This is a genomic window from Pseudomonas sp. GLN_2, assembly GCF_043106005.1.
In the GTDB taxonomy this organism is placed as follows: domain Bacteria; phylum Pseudomonadota; class Gammaproteobacteria; order Pseudomonadales; family Pseudomonadaceae; genus Aquipseudomonas; species Aquipseudomonas alloputida.
This window is the reverse complement of record NZ_JBICMC010000090.1, coordinates 43,345-59,439: the sequence shown is the minus strand read 5'-3', so window position 1 is coordinate 59,439 and position 16,095 is coordinate 43,345. Positions and strand designations below refer to the sequence as shown.

Here is a 16,095-nt window from a genome sequence, read left to right as displayed (position 1 = left end):
GCAGGGCGGTTACTTGATGCGCTGGCCTGGCTTGGCGCCGCTGTCCGGGCTCAGCAGGTAGATTTCTTCACCGCCAGGGCCGGCAGCCATGACCATGCCTTCGGACACGCCAAAGCGCATCTTCCGGGGTTTGAGGTTGGCTACCATCATGGTCAGGCGGCCTTCCAGCTTGGACGGGTCTGGGTAGGCCGACTTGATGCCGGAGAACACGTTGCGGCGCTCGTCACCAATGTCCAGGGTCAGTTGCAGCAACTTGTCGGCACCCGCCACGGCTTCAGCCTTGACGATCAGCGCCACACGCAGGTCGACGGCAGCGAAGGTATCGAACTCGATCTCTGCCGACAGCGGGTCCTTGGCCAGCTCGCCATTGCCCGCCGGGGCCTTGGCTTCGGCTGCCAGCAGGTCTTCCTTGCTGGCAGCGACCATGGCTTCGACCTTGGCCGGCTCGATACGGCTCATCAGGGCCTTGAACGGGTTAAGTGTGTGGTTTTCCAGGCGTGTCAGGTGGTCGTTCCAGGTCAGCGGGGCCACGTTGAGGAAAGCCTCGGCGTCAGCGGCCAGCACCGGCAGTACCGGTTTGAGGAAGATCACCAGCTGGCGGAACAGGTTGATGCCTTGGGCGCAAATGGCCTGGACTTCATCCTGTTTGCCTTCCTGCTTGGCCAGTGACCACGGTGCCTTGTCGGCGATCCAGGCGTTGGCGCGGTCGGCCAGTGCCATGATTTCGCGCATGGCGCGGCCAAAATCACGGGCCTCATAGGCTTCGGCGATGGAAGGTGCGGCAGCCAGGAAGGCTTCGGTCAGCTCAGGCGCGGCATCACCGCTTACCATCACGCCTTCGTTGCCCTTGTGGATGAAGCCGGCGCAGCGGCTGGCAATGTTGACGACCTTACCGACCAGGTCGGAGTTGACCTTCTGCACGAAGTCTTCCAGGTTCAGGTCCAGGTCGTCGACGCCACGGCCCAGCTTGGCCGCATAGTAGTAACGCAGGTATTCCGGCTGCAGGTGATCCAGGTAGGTGCGGGCCTTGATGAAGGTACCGCGCGACTTGGACATCTTGGCGCCGTTGACCGTCAGGTAGCCGTGCACGTTGACCGCGGTCGGCTTGCGGAAGCCGGCGCCTTCGAGCATGGCTGGCCAGAACAGGGCGTGGAAGTTGACGATGTCCTTGCCGATGAAGTGGTACAGCTCGGCCTTGGAGCCTTCGTTCCAGAAGGCGTCGAAGTCCAGCTCCGGGCGGCGTGCGCAGAGATTCTTGAAGCTGGCCATGTAGCCGATTGGTGCATCCAGCCATACGTAGAAGTATTTGCCAGGCTCACCCGGGATCTCGAAGCCGAAGTACGGCGCGTCGCGGGAGATATCCCACTCCTGCAGGCCGGAGTCCAGCCATTCCGCCAGCTTGTTGGCTACCGCGTCCTGCAGGGTGCCGCTTCGGGTCCACTGCTGCAGCATGGCCTGGAAGTCTGGCAGCTTGAAGAAGAAATGCTGGGAATCACGCAGTACCGGGGTGGCACCGGAGATCGCTGACTTGGGGTTCTTCAGCTCGGTGGGTGCGTAGGTGGCGCCGCATTTTTCGCAGTTGTCGCCGTACTGGTCTTCGGCCGCGCACTTCGGGCAGGTGCCCTTGATGAAGCGGTCGGCAAGGAACATGCCTTTTTCCGGGTCGAAGTACTGGGTCACCGAACGGGTGGCGATGTGCCCGGCTTCACGCAGGCGCGAGTAGATCAGGCTCGACAGCTCGCGGTTCTCTTCGCTATGAGTGGAGTGGAAATTGTCGAAGTCCACCAGGAAGTCGGCGAAATCGCTGCTGTGCTCGGCCTGGACGTTGGCGATCAGCTGTTCCGGGGTGATGCCTTCCTTTTCGGCGCGCAGCATGATGGCCGAACCGTGGGCGTCGTCGGCGCAGACATAGATGCACTGGTTGCCGCGCAGCTTCTGGAAGCGCACCCACATGTCCGTCTGGATGTACTCCAGCATATGGCCGAGATGGATCGATCCATTGGCATAGGGCAGGGCGCTGGTGACGAGAATCTGGCGTGGCTCGGACATGGTGGCTCGGCTACTTATCTGGCTACGGGGTAAAAATGAGGGTGATCGGCCACTATAAAGGGCTGGCGAAGATATTTCACCCCGCAAGCGCATCTGCTGACGATTGACGGGTTAGGATAGGCGGCTGTTTTACATTCAGTTTGCCAATGGGAGTCTCCATGAGTGCCGTCACCCGTGCCGCCGTTGAAGGCGTGCTTCGCCAGTACACCGACCCCTACCTGAACCAGGACCCGGTCAGCGCCGGCTGCGTGCGCGCCATCGATATCCAGGGCGGGCAGGTCAGCGTGCAGTTGCAGTTGGGTTATGCCGCAGGGCTGTTCAAGAACGGCTGGGCCCAGGTGCTGCAGACCGCCATTGGCAGCCTCGACGGTGTCACTGGCGCCCAGGTTTCGATCGATTGCGTGGTGGCTGCGCACAAGGCCCAGGCCCAGGTACCAGCCATGGCCAACGTCAAGAACATCATCGCCGTGGCCTCGGGCAAGGGCGGTGTGGGCAAGTCGACCACCGCTGCCAACCTGGCCTTGGCCCTCGCACGCGAAGGCGCACGGGTAGGTATTCTCGATGCCGATATCTACGGCCCCAGTCAGGGGGTGATGTTCGGCATCGCCGAAGGTACTCGTCCACAGATTCGTGAGCAGAAGTGGTTCGTGCCGATCAAGGCCCACGGCGTGGAAGTCATGTCCATGGCCTTCCTCACCGACGACAACACACCGATGGTATGGCGTGGCCCGATGGTGTCTGGCGCGCTGCTGCAACTGGTCACCCAGACCGCCTGGGATGACCTGGATTACCTGGTGATCGATATGCCGCCGGGTACCGGTGACATCCAGCTGACCCTGGCACAAAAGGTGCCGGTGGTCGGTTCGGTGATCGTCACCACGCCACAGGACCTGGCGCTGCTGGATGCCAAGAAGGGCGTGGAAATGTTCCGCAAGGTCAACATTCCGGTGCTGGGCGTGGTCGAGAACATGGCCGTGCATATCTGCTCGAGTTGCGGCCATGCCGAACACCTGTTCGGTGAAGGTGGCGGCGAGAAGCTGGCCAGCCAGTATGGCGTCGACCTGCTGGCGTCGCTGCCGTTGTCGATGCTGATACGTGAGCAGGCCGACAGTGGCAAGCCGACGGCGATCGCCGAGCCGGAAAGCCAGATTGCCATGGTTTACCAGGAACTGGCCCGCCAGGTGGGCGCGCGGATCGTGCTGCAGGAAGCTGCGGCGCCGGCAATGCCCAGCATTACCATCAGCGAAGACTGACGCATTCCCTGTGGGGGCAACTGTCTTGCTCAATTTCTAAAAGCTGGCGCGATCCCTGTGGGAGCGGCCTGGCGTCGCGAAAGGGCCGCACAGCGGCCCCAGGATCTCCGCATCATGCATAGATTGCTGGGGCCGCTTTGCGGCCGTTTCGCGACACACGGCTCCACACACTTGCAATGCATGGCCTTCAGACAGGCATAAAAAAACCCGCCAGAAGGCGGGTTTTTTTGAAAGCTAGGAAGCTAGATCGACTTAGGCGATCTGAACTTCTTCAGCCTGCATGCCTTTCTGGCCGCGGGTAGCGACGAAAGTAACAGCCTGGCCTTCTTTCAGGGTTTTGAAGCCGTCAGCTTGGATGGCTTTGAAGTGCACGAACAGGTCGTCGCCCGACTGAGGGGTGATGAAGCCGTAGCCTTTCTCATCGTTGAACCACTTAACAACACCGGATTGACGGTTGGACATTTTTCTGTCTCCTTGGACAATTTGATAACGGTCAGGAAAAACCCTGCCCGGGACTGAGCGCAAAGAGAGCAGAAAATTCAGCGATGGGCCGATCAGGATCGTGCATCAAACTAGAGATTCTCGGTGTCACGTGCAGCACAGTGGCAACACCTTACCCCACTTTCCGCAACCTGCCAATGGTCAGAAGACGCTTTAGGCAAATTCGGATCGGCGGCGGCTGCAGCCCCCACCCGGCGCGGGATGTGGGATGGAACTTTAACCTGGGCGCCGGGACCGGTAATATGCGCGTCACGATTTTCACCTCGCAACTCTTCAGGACACCCCCGCCATGAGCATCAAATCGGACAAGTGGATTCGCCGCATGGCGCAGGAACACGGCATGATCGAGCCGTTCGTCGAGCGCCAGGTGCGCGGCGAGCAGGACAACCGCGTGATCTCCTTCGGCGTCTCCAGCTATGGATACGACGTACGCTGCGCCGACGAATTCAAGGTGTTCACCAACATCAACTCGGCCACCGTCGACCCGAAAAATTTCGATGCTGGCAGCTTCGTCGATATCAAGAGCGACGTGTGCATCATCCCGCCAAACTCTTTCGCCCTGGCGCGTACTGTCGAGTATTTCCGCATTCCCCGTGACGTGCTGACCATTTGCCTGGGCAAGAGCACCTACGCCCGTTGCGGCATCATCGTCAACGTCACGCCGCTCGAGCCCGAGTGGGAAGGCCACGTGACGTTGGAGTTCTCCAACACCACCACGCTGCCGGCGAAGATCTACGCCAACGAAGGCGTGGCGCAGATGCTGTTCTTGCAGTCCGACGAAGAGTGCGAAGTGTCGTACAAGGACCGTGGCGGCAAATACCAGGGCCAGCGCGGCGTCACGCTGCCGCGTACCTGAGCCGACAAGCGCGGGGAATTACCCGCGCCTTTGGCACTCCAACGAAGTAACGCCGGTGTGCATGATGTACATCGGCTTTCGTCAGGAGCAGCCAATGAAACTCCATCCCGCAATCAGTGCCAAGCTGGCAGGCCTGCAGCCCAATCACGTAGGGTTGTTGCCCTGGTCACTGCTGGCGCACCCGCTGCCCATGCAAGCGGGGGGCGTGCCCCATCAACCTGACCCCGATACCCCGCAACCGCCGGAACCCGGTGAGACGCCTCCCATGGAGCCGGGTGAGCCGACCTTGCCGGACGAGCCGCCTCCCGCCCCTGTCGCCTGAGCGTCGCTAAAGCGGCCAGACGCGTTCAGCGCCAGCCAGGTACAGCCGGCTGGCGCTGGCGGGGGTGATTTCCCACCCTCCGGTGAACTCACCGAATGCAGGTAGCAGGCTGACTTGCTCATCGATCACGAAGCAAGGCAGGCGCAAGCGCTGACGGGCCTTGCCGCGCAGGACGAAGACGGGGTGTACGTGGCCCGCCAGTACCGGGTGTGTGTGGTGGGGCTGTGGCTCGTGCTGCAGGGCAAAGGGCTCCAGAACCCAAGGCTCGTCCATGACCTGAATATCGAGCGAGGCGGGTGGATCGCCGGCGTTGCGGTCATGATTGCCGCGTATCAGCACTATTTTCAGTTCTTTGTGCCGCTTGCGCCAATCATCCACTTTTGCCAGCGTTGCCGGTGCACGGGCCGTGCGGGCATGCAAAAAGTCGCCCAGGATGATCAGTTGCTCACAGTCATGGGCGGCCAGCAGGCGATCGAGCCTGGCGAGTGTCGCCTCAGTCGTTCCACGTGGCACGGGTTGATGCAGGGCGCGGTAGCTGGCGGCCTTTCCGATGTGCACGTCGGCCACCAGCAAGGCGCGGCGGGCGGGCCAATAGATGGCTTTGTCGGCAAGCAGCCAGAGCGCCTGCCCCCGGTGTTCGATGGGTTGGTAATTCATCCCGCGTTCGCCGCTTGTTCCAGTTCCGCCACCATCCGCGCAATGCGGTCTGCCAGCTTCTCGGTGCTCAATGTCTCGCGCATGCCTTCCACCAACAAGGCAAACGCCAGTGGCCCTGGCCGCTTCAACGCCCGCAGGTCCAGTTGCAACTCACTCATTTTCAGCAGTTGCCGATGCAGCCGTTCGATTTCCAGCTCTTCGCTCAATACTTCATCCCGCGCCTGGCCAAGCAGCAAATTCCCCGCGTCGTGCTTGCGAAACACCTCATAGAACAGTCCGCTGGAGGCCTGGATTTGCCGCGTGCTCTTCTGCGCGGCGGGATAGCCACCAAACACCAGGCCGGCAATCTGGGCAATTTCACGAAAGCGCCGCAGTGCCATTTCCCCGGCATTCAGGCTGGCCAGCACATCTTCCAGCAGGTCCGTGGTGCCGAGCGCTTGTGGCAAGTGCCTTGCCCAGTCCACCTGGGCAGGGCTGAGGAGTTCGAATCCGTAGTCATTGACGGCAATCGATACCGACAGTGGTTGTGCGCGGCTAACTCGCCAGGCAATCAGATTGGCCAAGCCCAGGTTGGCCATGCGCCCGGCAAAGGGATACAGGAACAGGTGCCAGCCCTGGCGGGATTTGAAGGTCTCGGCCAGCAGTGTGCCTGTGGTGGGTAAGGCTGACCACTGCGCCTGAAGCGCAAGCAGCGGGCGTACTGCGCGCATTTCCGGCCCCTCAAAGCGTTCATGGGCGGCAGCATCGAGCTGCTCGACCAGCGCCTCGGCCAGTTCGCTCGAGAGCGGCATGCGCCCGCCGTTCCAGCGCGCTACCGCAGCCTTTCGCGCCGTGCTGCGACGCACATAGGCCGTCATGTTTTCCACGCGCACCAGCTCCAGTACCCGCCCGGCAAATACCAGCGTATCGCCGGGGCGCAGGCGGGCGATGAACGCTTCTTCAACACTGCCCAGCGTTTTCCCGCCGCCGCCCTTGCTCCAGTATTTCAGTTGCAGGTTGGCATCGCTGACGATAGTGCCGATGCCCATGCGGTGGCGCCGTGCCAAGCGTTCGCTGGTAACCCGATAAACACCGTCGGCCTGGCGCTCGACGCGCTGGTAGTCCGGATAGGCGGTCAGTGAGCTGCCGCCGTGGCAGACGAAGTCCAGCGCCCATTGCCATTGGCTGTCGCGCAACTGGCGAAAGGCCCAGGTGCTTCGCACTTCGGCGAGCAGTTGCTCCGGGCGAAAACCGCTGCCCAAGGCCATGCTGACCAGGTGCTGTACCAGCACGTCCATGCACAGGCGCGGTGAAAAGCGGGCTTCGATGTGGCCGGCTATCAGCGCCTGCCGGGCCGCCGCCGCTTCCACCAGCTCCAGGCTATGGGTGGGCACCAGGGTGACCCTGGAGCGCCGCCCAGGCGCGTGTCCTGAGCGACCCGCCCGCTGCATCAGGCGGGCGATGCCCTTGGCCGAGCCGATTTGCAGCACCCGTTCCACGGGCAGAAAGTCCACGCCCAGGTCCAGGCTGGAGGTGCAGATCACCGCCTTGAGGCTGCCTTGCTTGAGGCTGCGCTCGACCCAGTCGCGGGTATCGCGGGCCAGCGAGGCGTGGTGCAGGGCGATCAGCCCGGCCCAGTCCGGGCGGGCCTCAAGCAGGGCCTGATACCAGATTTCTGCCTGGGCGCGGGTGTTGGTGAACACCAGGCTACTGGCACTGGCATCAATCTCGTGACAGACCTGGTCGAGCATCTTCAGGCCCATGTGTCCAGCCCAAGGGAAGCGCTCGATCGCTGTTGGCAGCAGGGTGTCGACTTGCAGTGCCTTGTCTTGCCGGCCTTGCACCAGCAGGCCGCCCTGGGGCAGCAAGACATCCCGTGCGTGTTGCAGATTGCCGAGCGTTGCCGACAAGCCCCAGGTCGGTAGGCCTGGGTGCCAATGCCGCAGGCGCGCCAAGGCCAGCTGCAGTTGTACCCCGCGCTTGTTGCCAAGCAGCTCGTGCCATTCATCCACTACCACCAGTTGCAGCGTGGCGAAATCCTCATGTGCCTGTGCCCGGGTCAGCAGCAGCGTCAGGCTTTCGGGGGTGGTGATCAGCACACTGGGTAGCCGCCGGGCCTGTCGGGCGCGCTCGGCACTGTGGGTGTCGCCGCTGCGCACCCCTACGCTCCAAGGCAGCTGGAGCTCATCAAGCGGCGCTTGCAACGCACGTGCGGTGTCGGCGGCCAGGGCCCGCATGGGCGTCACCCACACCACCTGTATGGGGGCCAAGTGGCGGCCCTGGGGCCTGGGCTTGAACGCACGTAGTGCAGCGAGCCAGACCGCATAGGTCTTGCCGGCACCGGTACTGGCATGCAGCAAACCGGACTCCCCCCGTTCGACGGCAGCCCATACGCGCCGTTGGAAAGCGAAGGGCTTCCAGCCGCGCTTGGCAAACCAGGCATTGGCGAGGTCGGTAGCAGCAGGCATGAGGCAGATGGCCCTCCGAAGGCTGTGCTTCTACAGACCACTTGCCGGCTGCAATGGTTTTACCGGATCAATTGGCCAACAGGTAGCCGCTGCGGCATACCTGTTCGCCGGCTACATGGGCGATGACCATGCCAGCCGTGGCCATGCGCCGTACGCTACGCGCATACAGCAGGCCTGGCTGGCTGTTGCGCAGGGCGGTGACTCGGTCACTGAGTGGGTCGATGACCTCGGCAATCAGTTGGCCGGCCTCCAGGTGCTGGCCCGGTTTGGCGTGGTAAACCAGCAACCCACCCAGTGGCGTTGCCACGGGTTCCACCGCGGCCAACGGCGTGGCGTGGCGTAACAGCGCGGGCAGGGCGGCGCTGGTGCCTTCAATGACACCCGCGTGGGTCAGGAAGTCGAGGATGGCCTGGCAGTCCTTGCTGGCCAGATCATGGCTGACATCCGCCTGGCCACGCAGCTCGACGGTGACCGAGCAGCAGCCCAGCGGAATCGGGAAGCGTTTGCCGAAACGCTGCTGCAATTGCCACCAGACCAGGCTGAAACATTCATCGAACGACTGCCCGCCCGAGTCGGTTGCCAGCAGGCTGGCCTGGGCGCCCAGGTAACGGGCCAAGGGTTCGATCTGGGGCCAGGCATCGGGGGTGGTGTACAGGTGCTCGACTGCTTCGAAGTCGCAGTGCAGATCCAGCACCATATCGGCATCGCAGGCCAGGCGCTGCAGTATCAGGCGCTGGGCCTGCAGGGGGGTGCGGGCCGGGTGTGCGTCCAGGCCGCGGCGCAGGTATTCGCGGATCAGTGCAAGGTTGTGCGTCGGGTCTTGGGTGAGGTGTTCTTCGATCAGGTCGCCGATGCTGTCCGACAGGTCGACGAAGTTGCGATTGAAGTTCTCGCCGCTTTGCAGTTCAAAACGCCCCAATGGCGCATCCAGCAGCACTTGCTCCAGGCCCACCGGGTTGGCCACCGGCACCAGAATGATCTCGCGCTGCAGTCGGCCTTGCTGTTCCAGCTCGACCAGACGGCGCTTAAGGTGCCAGGCTACCAGCATGCCCGGTAGCTCGTCGGCGTGCAGTGAGGCCTGTATATAGACTTTGCCACCACTGCGGGGGCCGAAGTGGAAACTGTGCAGTTGGCGGGTGATGCCCGGTACGGGGGAGAGCAGGTCATGGGTTGAATGGTGCATGTTGGTCCTGGCTGCGTGGCGAAAACGGTCTGCGACACGGGTCGGCTCAAAAATAGAAGCATAGTTTCAGCGAATGCGCCTCATCCTGCAGCAGTCGGGCATCGCAAACTTTTTCAGGCCAGTAGCGCTTGCAGGGTGGCCAGGTCATCTGCCTCCTCCACCGGCTTGTCCAGCCGCCAGCGCAGCATGCGCGGAAAGCGCACGGCGATACCGCTTTTGTGGCGCCGGGACAGGGCGATGCCTTCGAAGCCCAGCTCAAACACCAACGTTGGGGTCACACTGCGCACCGGCCCGAACGTTTCCACCGTAGTCTTGCGGATGATGGCGTCGACCTTGCGCATTTCTTCGTCACTGAGCCCTGAATAGGCCTTGGCAAAGGGCACCAACGCCCGACCTGGGGTGCCTGCCGGTGCATCCCATACGGCAAAGGTGTAGTCGCTGTACAGACTGGCCCTGCGGCCGTGGCCCCGTTGGGCATAGATCAGCACCGCATCGACGCTGAACGGGTCGATCTTCCACTTCCACCAAATGCCCATGTCCTTGGTGCGCCCCACGCCGTACAGGGCCTCGCGCTGCTTCAGCATCAGCCCTTCCACGCCCAGGCTGCGTGACTGTTCGCGCTGGCGGGCAAGGTCGGCCCAGTCCGGGCCTTGCAGCAAAGGCGACAACAGCACGGGGGCAAGTGGGTGTTCATCCACCAGGCGTTCCAGCTGGCTTCGGCGTTCGTGCTGCGGTCGGCTGCGCCAGTCATCGCCCTGCCACTCCAACAGGTCGTAGGCCTGCAACACCACCGGCGCATCGTTCAGCAGCTTTTTGCCCAGCGTTTTGCGACCGATGCGCTGTTGCAGCAAGGCGAAAGGCTGCACGGCCAGTTCCGTCTCGGTTTCACCGGGTTTCCAGACCAGGATCTCGCCATCGAGCACCACGCCATCGGGCAACGTCTGTGCCAGCCCATGCAGTTCGGGGAAACGCTCGGTAACCAGTTCTTCGCCGCGTGACCACACCCACAGCTGGCCATCGCGCTTCACCACTTGCGCCCGAATGCCGTCCCATTTCCATTCGATTTGCCAATCGCTTGGTGGCCCGAGCAGGGTATCGAATTGATCGCTGGACACTTGCAGCGGATGGGCCAGGAAAAAGGGGTAGGGCTGGCCGCCACGCTGGTTGTGTTCATCGGCGGACTCTGGGGCGATCAGCCTCTGGTAACTGGCTGCAGTCGGGCGATGGCCTATGTCGGTGTAGCCGACCAGGCGCTGGGCCACGCGTTTGGCGTCCAGCCCGGCCAGTTGCGCCAGGGCGCGGGTGACCAGCAGCTTTGACACGCCCACGCGAAAGCTGCCAGTGATCAGCTTCAGGCATAGCATCAGGCTGGCGCGGTCCAACCGGGCCCAGAGCGGCGGCAGGCGCTGGCGGACTTGCTCAGGCGGCAGCCCGCGCAGGGGCAGCAAGTGCTGTTCCACCCAGGTGGCCAGGCCTTCCTCGTTGCCATCGGCGTGCAGCGGCAGCAGCAGCGAAATGGTCTCGGCCAGGTCGCCCACGGCCTGATAGCTTTCTTCGAAAAGCCAGTCCGGCAGGCCAGCCAGTGCCGTTGCCAGTTCACGTAGAAGGCGGGTGGGCACCAGTTGGCGTGGGCGCCCGCCGGCCAGGAAATACACCGCCCAGGCAGCATCGTCGGCGGGCGCCATGTCAAAGTAGTCGCGCAGTGCCTCGAGCTTGGCATTGCTGGAGGTGGTCGCGTCCAGGCGCAGGAACAGCGTAGCGAAGGCTTTCATGGCGAGGGGGCGGTGTTGGGCACATCGTCTTCGTCGCCATACTCGGTGACAAAGGCGCGGGCATCCAGGCCTTGTTCGGTGAGGTAGCGCACCAGTACCTCGACCGAGCCGTGAGTGACCATCACCCGTTGGGCACCGGTCTGGCCAATGGCCCAGAGCAGGCCGGGCCAGTCGGCGTGGTCGGACAACACAAAGCCTCGGTCCACGCCGCGCCGTCTGCGGGCGCCGCGTAGCAGCATCCAGCCGCTGGCGAAGGCATCACTGTAATCGCCAAAACGGCGCATCCAGCTACTCCCGCCGGCTGATGGGGGCGCCAGGACCAGTGCCTGGCGCAGAAGAGGATCGTTGCGCGGTATATCACCTGCGTAGCGGGTTTCCGGCAGGCGGATACCGGCATCCCGATACACCCGGTTGAGCGGCTCCATGGCGCCATGCACGAGGATCGGGCCGATGCTGGCATCCAGCCCATGCAGAATCCGCTGGGCCTTTCCGAAGGCATAGCAGAACAGCACGCTGGCCTTGCCCTGTTCACGGTTGGCCCGCCACCAGGCATTGATGCTGGCGAAGATCTCGCTTTGACTTGGCCAGCGGTAGATCGGCAGGCCGAAGGTCGACTCGGTGATGAAGGTGTGGCACGCCACCGGTTCGAAGGGCGTACAGGTGCCATCGGGTTCTACCTTGTAGTCACCGGATGCAACCCAGACTTCACCTCGATACTCCAGGCGCACCTGTGCCGAACCCAGCACGTGCCCGGCTGGGTGCAGGCTCAACGTCACGCCTTGGTGCAGCAGGCGCTCACCGTAGGGCAGGGTCTGCAAATGGATGTCCTGGCCCAGGCGGCTGCGCAGAATGCCGGCACCGGGGCTGGCGGTCAGATAATGGCCATTGCCGGTGCGTGCGTGGTCGCCGTGGCCGTGGGTAATGACAGCCCGGTCCACGGGCCGCCAGGGGTCGATGTAGAAATCTCCGGGCGGGCAGTACAGGCCTTCGGGGCGGGCGATGACAAGGTCCATGGCACGGGCACTGGTTCTGGGGTTATCCGTTAAGAGGCATGGTGCCAGACGTTAGTTCGGATGGATTTGGGAGGGCGCTGCTGAAAAACTTCATCAAGCCCCCTCATGCCCCCTGAAGAATGCCGTTACCGCCCCGGTACCAATGTAAGCCGCTGGTTGCCATACGCCCTGCCGAAATTCTGCTGTTGCAGTGGCAGGCTCATGAAGCGCCCTTTGAACCAGGCATCCAGCCCGTCGCGGTAATGCGCGCTGGCCGGGTTGCCGGACTGGCCGCTGCTGGTCAGTATCTGCAACGGTTCGGCCTGGCCGAAGTCGACGATCATCCGTGCCGAGGCTGGCAGATGCGTGTCGAAGTCGCTGCCCCAGGCGAATGGTGTGAGGGCCAGGGTAGTGAAGTCGCCGCCTGCGGCAAGCGGCGCACGGCTGATCGCATCACCCAGGCCATGGTAGGCCGGTGCCGGCCAGCGGTACTGGTGCAGCTGGCCCCACTGCCAGGTGCGTCGGTCGGCACCCAGCTGCGCGATCCCGGCCTCCATTGCGCCCGCCAGGCTGCGGGCGAGGATGGCGGGCTTGTCTTCTTTTTGCGGCGTGTTGCGGTCATCCCAGAAGGGGCTGTCATCGCGGCCCAGCAGATGATCGGCCTGCGCCGAGAACGACAAACGTGCATTGCTGACGAATGCCTGCCACGCGGGGCCGGCCTCCGGGCCCAGGTCATCGAGGAAGGTCTGGCGAGCGACCTCCTGCAAGAACAACTCGTACAGCGCGGCATCGGCCGACACCGGGCTCAGGCGGCCATCGAAGGCCTTGAGCCGGGCCAGCGTGTCGCGGGCCTTGTCGCGCTGCCCGGCGGGGAGGGCGTCGATCGCCTGCTTCAGTGGCTGGGCCATGCCGGGTGCGTCGAACATCTGCTTGAGCTTGTTGGCCAGCAGGGTCACTTGGTCGTTCTGCAGGGCCATCAGGCTGCGACTGTCGTGGCGACCGTTGCCGGCCAGCTGTGCCAGGCGTTCGGCACGTTCGGGGTAGTACCAGGTGCTGGACAGCTGCATGCCATAGCCGCGCGGCAGGCTGCGCTGGTTGGCGTGGCCGATCCAGCCTGCGGGCGGGTCCTGGTCGTACGGGTGCAGCATCGGGTCGGCATAGCCGTCCCAGTCGTAACGCCCGTCCCAGCCCGGCGAGGGCAGCAGGCCCTGGCCTTCGCGGCGATTGGGGTAGCGGCCACTGACTTGCCAGCCGATGTGCTCAGGCTCGGCGAAAACGAAGTTGACGGCAGCAGCCGTCACTTCACGTGTGCTGTCGAAGGCCCGCTCCACGTTCTTGGCCCGTGTCAGGTCGAACAGAGCATCCAGGCTACGATCACCTTTGAACTGGGGCAGGTTCAGCGCCAGGCCCAGGCTGGCGTTTTCTGGCTGGGCCAGCAGGGTGCCGTGGCGGGTGTCGTACACCACTTCGCGCACGGGTCGCTGGCCACGTACGAAGTAGGTTTCGCTGCGGGCGCGGGCCGGCAGCCATTTGCCATCGGCCAGGTAGCTCAGCTGATTGCCTTGGCGGCGCAGCTGCTCGAGGAACAGGTCCTGATTGTCGGCCATGACCGCGCTGCTGCTCCAGGCCAGCTTGCCATTGTAGCCGGCCAGCACAATTGGCAGGCCCGGCAATGACAGGCCGGCAACCTGGTACTTGCTGGTATTGATTTGTACCGGGCTCAAGGCCCAGGCGGCGCGGCTGTCGCTGGCCAGCAGGCTCTTGCCGCTGCGGCTGCGCTGCGGGCCCAGGGCCAGGTTGGCCGACCCCGGGCTACCGAGCAGGTCGAGGTCGGCGAGCTTCTGGCTGGCAGCTGCCAGGGCGGGCAGCCCTGGCAACTGGCTGGCCAGGTTCAGGCCCTTGAGCTTGTCCACTTCCATTTCGGCCAACGGCTCGTCCGGGGCCCCGGGCAGCAACCAGGCCAGCTTGTCGCTACCGGCTTTCTGCGCCAGGGTCAGGGCGCTGAGTTCCTCTTGCAGGTTGACCGACTGGCTGAACGCGTACAGGCAGAAGATCAGCGCCGAGTCTTCAGGCTTCCAGTACTCGGGGCGATAGCCACTACTGGCCAGGCCTGCTGGCAGCTTGTCGCGGTAGCGGAACAGGTAGGCGTTGACCCCGCGCGCGTACACGTCGAAGAAGCGCTTGAGCCGTGGCGATGCGTCGGCGTATTGCTGGGCGGCACTTTGCTTGAGGTTGGCGGCGCGCATGAGGCGGTCGATATCCAGCGCCTCGCTGCCGGCCAGTTCGGCCAGACGGCCTTGGGCGAGCAGGCGCATGGCGACCATCTGTTCGATGCGGTCGCCGGCGTGCACATAGCCCAGGCTGAACAGCGCATCATGGAAGCTGCTGCTTTCGATCAGCGGCGCGCCCATGGCATTGCGCCGTACCGAAACATTCTGTGCCAGGCCTTTGAGCGGCTGCACGCCGCTGGTCGGTGGCACGCTATCCTGGTAGCCGCCCGTCTGGCAGCCGGCCAGCCCGAGCATGCCGAGCAGGGTGGCAGCGGTTGCAAACCGCAGACGGAAGGGAGGAAAGGCGGGGGCGGCCATGGCAAGGGCTCCTGCAAGGCGAGGCTGGTTTGGAAAGGCGCTAAGGTAGTAAGCGCGCAGGCGCCATGCAAGGTCCCAGGTCGGTTTATTTGATCGCGTCGGGTCAAACCTCGAAGTGCTCGGCCAAGGCGTCGGAAAAATGCGTGCAATTGATGCGCGTGTAGCGTTGGTAGTCACGGCTCACCGCGAATGCAGAGCCCGGCATAAGCAGAATCTTGTGCTGCTCCAGTTTACGCATGAAAGGTTGCAGGTCGGGCAGGTCCGGGTGGTAGACCCAAAGGAACATACCCCCTTGCGGCGCAATATCGAACTGCCAGCCGCGCTCGAGCAGCAAGCGTTGGGTTTGCACTTGCTGGCGGATCAGGCGCTGCTGCACGTCTTTCATGTGCCGGGCATACGTGCCATCCGACAATATGGTGTTGACGAAGCGTTCGCAAAACGCGGGGACGGCGACGCAGGTCAGCAGTTTAAGGCGTGTGAGCGGTTCGATCAGGTCTTGCGAGCAGGCAATGAACCCCACGCGCAGCGATGCCGACAGGCATTTGGAGAAGCTGCCGATGTAGATAACCCGGTCAAGGTTGTCCAGCTCGGCAAAGGTCTGGCGCACAGCAGGGCTGAAGTCCCCATAGACATCGTCCTCGACCACGAAGAACTCGTGCTCCACCGCCAGGCGCAGGACGCTGAAGGCGTTGTGCGGGCTGATGTTGCTGCCGGTCGGGTTGTGGAAGGTGCTGTTGCAGAAAAACGCCTTGACCTTGTGCCTGGCCAGGTGGCTTCTCATTTCTTCCACGTCTGGCCCGTCCTGGGTCCGCCGAATGCCGACGACGTGCCCGCCAGCCAGTTGGATCAGCTTGATCAGGTTGCCGTTGCCCGGCTCGTCGACGAAAACGTGGTCGCCCGGTTTGATCAGTAACCGTGCAACCAGGTCCAGGCCTTGCGTGGCACCCAGTGTGGTCAGCAACTGGTTGGGCCGGGCTTCGACACGGGTCAGCCGTTTCATGTGCACGCACAGCTGTTTGCGCATGGGCAGGTACCCCTGGATGTCGCCGTACTCTGCCAGCGAGCTCTGCTCCAGCCGCGCTGTGCGACGAATTGCCTTGGCCAGCAGTTCGGTGTCGCGCCACGCGGGGGGCAGCCAGCCGCTGCCCAGCTTGGTGAAGTGCTGGCCGCCCTGCAGCAGCCGGAACAGGGGGTCGCCGGCCATGCACTCGGGTTCGTGGATCACGCTGGTCTGCCTGGCGCGGTTTGCCACGAAGTAGCCTCGCCCAGGTGATGCCGTCAATACCCCTTCGCTGACCAGCTGGGCATAGGCCGACACGACGTCGTGGTAACTGAAGTCCACTGCAGCGGTCAGCTTGCGGATGGAGGGCATGCGTTGCCCGGGCAACCACTCGCCTGCTTCCAGGCGTTGTTTCAAAAGGTGATGAAGGCTGCAGGGAATCATGGCAGATCCGAAACCGTTAGAAAAAAAAGCC

Annotated in this window: 12 protein-coding genes; 3 read left to right on the top strand and 9 right to left on the bottom strand. The window is 63.5% G+C overall.

Annotation, left to right across the window (positions count from 1 at the left end; translation table 11 throughout):
• Window positions 1–9 precede the first annotated feature (9 nt).
• Window positions 10–2,049 carry a methionine--tRNA ligase gene (metG, locus tag ACF8Q6_RS22500; protein ID WP_014860064.1) on the bottom strand — a complete coding sequence of 680 codons (2,040 nt, stop codon included), beginning with the start codon at window positions 2,047–2,049 and terminating at the stop codon, window positions 10–12.
• A gap of 158 nt (window positions 2,050–2,207) precedes the next feature.
• On the opposite strand from metG, the gene apbC reads away from it, so the two are divergent.
• Window positions 2,208–3,302, top strand: a complete 1,095-nt coding sequence (gene apbC, locus ACF8Q6_RS22495; RefSeq protein ID WP_392492639.1) for an iron-sulfur cluster carrier protein ApbC — start codon at window positions 2,208–2,210, stop codon at window positions 3,300–3,302.
• A 252-nt stretch (window positions 3,303–3,554) separates the two neighbouring features.
• Here the strand turns inward: apbC and ACF8Q6_RS22490 are convergent, their stop codons facing one another.
• On the bottom strand, window positions 3,555–3,764 hold the full coding sequence (locus tag ACF8Q6_RS22490) for a cold-shock protein (RefSeq protein WP_003254922.1): 210 nt from the start codon (window positions 3,762–3,764) through the stop codon (window positions 3,555–3,557).
• Window positions 3,765–4,092: 328 nt separating this feature from the next.
• Between ACF8Q6_RS22490 and dcd the strand changes: the two genes are divergently transcribed.
• Window positions 4,093–4,659, top strand: coding sequence for a dCTP deaminase (gene dcd / locus ACF8Q6_RS22485; RefSeq protein WP_003254920.1), 567 nt, complete (start codon window positions 4,093–4,095; stop codon window positions 4,657–4,659).
• A gap of 94 nt (window positions 4,660–4,753) precedes the next feature.
• The gene (locus ACF8Q6_RS22480; RefSeq protein ID WP_003254918.1) at window positions 4,754–4,981 is read left to right on the top strand and encodes a hypothetical protein; all 228 of its coding nucleotides are present in this window, start codon (window positions 4,754–4,756) and stop codon (window positions 4,979–4,981) included.
• Window positions 4,982–4,987: 6 nt separating this feature from the next.
• Here ACF8Q6_RS22480 and pdeM read toward each other — a convergent pair whose 3' ends face one another.
• The 7 genes from pdeM to ACF8Q6_RS22445 all read right to left on the bottom strand — a co-directional run bounded on the left by pdeM (window position 4,988) and on the right by ACF8Q6_RS22445 (window position 16,064).
• A complete protein-coding gene (pdeM, locus tag ACF8Q6_RS22475) occupies window positions 4,988–5,638 on the bottom strand; it encodes a ligase-associated DNA damage response endonuclease PdeM (protein WP_392490473.1) in 651 nt (216 codons plus the stop codon).
• A complete protein-coding gene (locus ACF8Q6_RS22470) occupies window positions 5,635–8,085 on the bottom strand; it encodes a ligase-associated DNA damage response DEXH box helicase (protein WP_392490474.1) in 2,451 nt (816 codons plus the stop codon). Before ACF8Q6_RS22470 ends, pdeM begins: the two co-directional genes overlap by 4 nt.
• A gap of 67 nt (window positions 8,086–8,152) precedes the next feature.
• Window positions 8,153–9,268, bottom strand: coding sequence for a succinylglutamate desuccinylase/aspartoacylase family protein (locus ACF8Q6_RS22465; RefSeq protein WP_003254913.1), 1,116 nt, complete (start codon window positions 9,266–9,268; stop codon window positions 8,153–8,155).
• Between the two features lie 113 nt (window positions 9,269–9,381).
• The gene (locus ACF8Q6_RS22460; protein ID WP_054889545.1) at window positions 9,382–11,040 is read right to left on the bottom strand and encodes an ATP-dependent DNA ligase; all 1,659 of its coding nucleotides are present in this window, start codon (window positions 11,038–11,040) and stop codon (window positions 9,382–9,384) included.
• Window positions 11,037–12,053, bottom strand: a complete 1,017-nt coding sequence (locus tag ACF8Q6_RS22455; RefSeq protein ID WP_014755527.1) for a ligase-associated DNA damage response exonuclease — start codon at window positions 12,051–12,053, stop codon at window positions 11,037–11,039. Before ACF8Q6_RS22455 ends, ACF8Q6_RS22460 begins: the two co-directional genes overlap by 4 nt.
• Before the next feature lie 125 nt (window positions 12,054–12,178).
• Window positions 12,179–14,620, bottom strand: coding sequence for a penicillin acylase family protein (locus ACF8Q6_RS22450; protein WP_392490475.1), 2,442 nt, complete (start codon window positions 14,618–14,620; stop codon window positions 12,179–12,181).
• 103 nt (window positions 14,621–14,723) lie between these two features.
• Entirely contained in the window at window positions 14,724–16,064 is a 1,341-nt protein-coding gene (locus ACF8Q6_RS22445; RefSeq protein ID WP_392490476.1) for a PLP-dependent aminotransferase family protein, read from the bottom strand.
• Window positions 16,065–16,095: the final 31 nt, after the last annotated feature.

Excerpts from the sequence above, each read along its gene's own strand:
- ACF8Q6_RS22445 (WP_392490476.1), bottom strand. The coding sequence starts at position 16,064 with ATGATTCCCTGCAGCCTTCATCACCTTTTGAAACAACGCCTGGAAGCA.
- ACF8Q6_RS22490 (WP_003254922.1), bottom strand. The coding sequence starts at position 3,764 with ATGTCCAACCGTCAATCCGGTGTTGTTAAGTGGTTCAACGATGAGAAA.
- ACF8Q6_RS22455 (WP_014755527.1), bottom strand. The coding sequence starts at position 12,053 with ATGGACCTTGTCATCGCCCGCCCCGAAGGCCTGTACTGCCCGCCCGGA.
- ACF8Q6_RS22450 (WP_392490475.1), bottom strand. The coding sequence starts at position 14,620 with ATGGCCGCCCCCGCCTTTCCTCCCTTCCGTCTGCGGTTTGCAACCGCT.
- pdeM (WP_392490473.1), bottom strand. The coding sequence starts at position 5,638 with ATGAATTACCAACCCATCGAACACCGGGGGCAGGCGCTCTGGCTGCTT.
- ACF8Q6_RS22460 (WP_054889545.1), bottom strand. The coding sequence starts at position 11,040 with ATGAAAGCCTTCGCTACGCTGTTCCTGCGCCTGGACGCGACCACCTCC.
- apbC (WP_392492639.1), top strand. The coding sequence starts at position 2,208 with ATGAGTGCCGTCACCCGTGCCGCCGTTGAAGGCGTGCTTCGCCAGTAC.
- ACF8Q6_RS22480 (WP_003254918.1), top strand. The coding sequence starts at position 4,754 with ATGAAACTCCATCCCGCAATCAGTGCCAAGCTGGCAGGCCTGCAGCCC.
- ACF8Q6_RS22470 (WP_392490474.1), bottom strand. The coding sequence starts at position 8,085 with ATGCCTGCTGCTACCGACCTCGCCAATGCCTGGTTTGCCAAGCGCGGC.
- dcd (WP_003254920.1), top strand. The coding sequence starts at position 4,093 with ATGAGCATCAAATCGGACAAGTGGATTCGCCGCATGGCGCAGGAACAC.
- ACF8Q6_RS22465 (WP_003254913.1), bottom strand. The coding sequence starts at position 9,268 with ATGCACCATTCAACCCATGACCTGCTCTCCCCCGTACCGGGCATCACC.
- metG (WP_014860064.1), bottom strand. The coding sequence starts at position 2,049 with ATGTCCGAGCCACGCCAGATTCTCGTCACCAGCGCCCTGCCCTATGCC.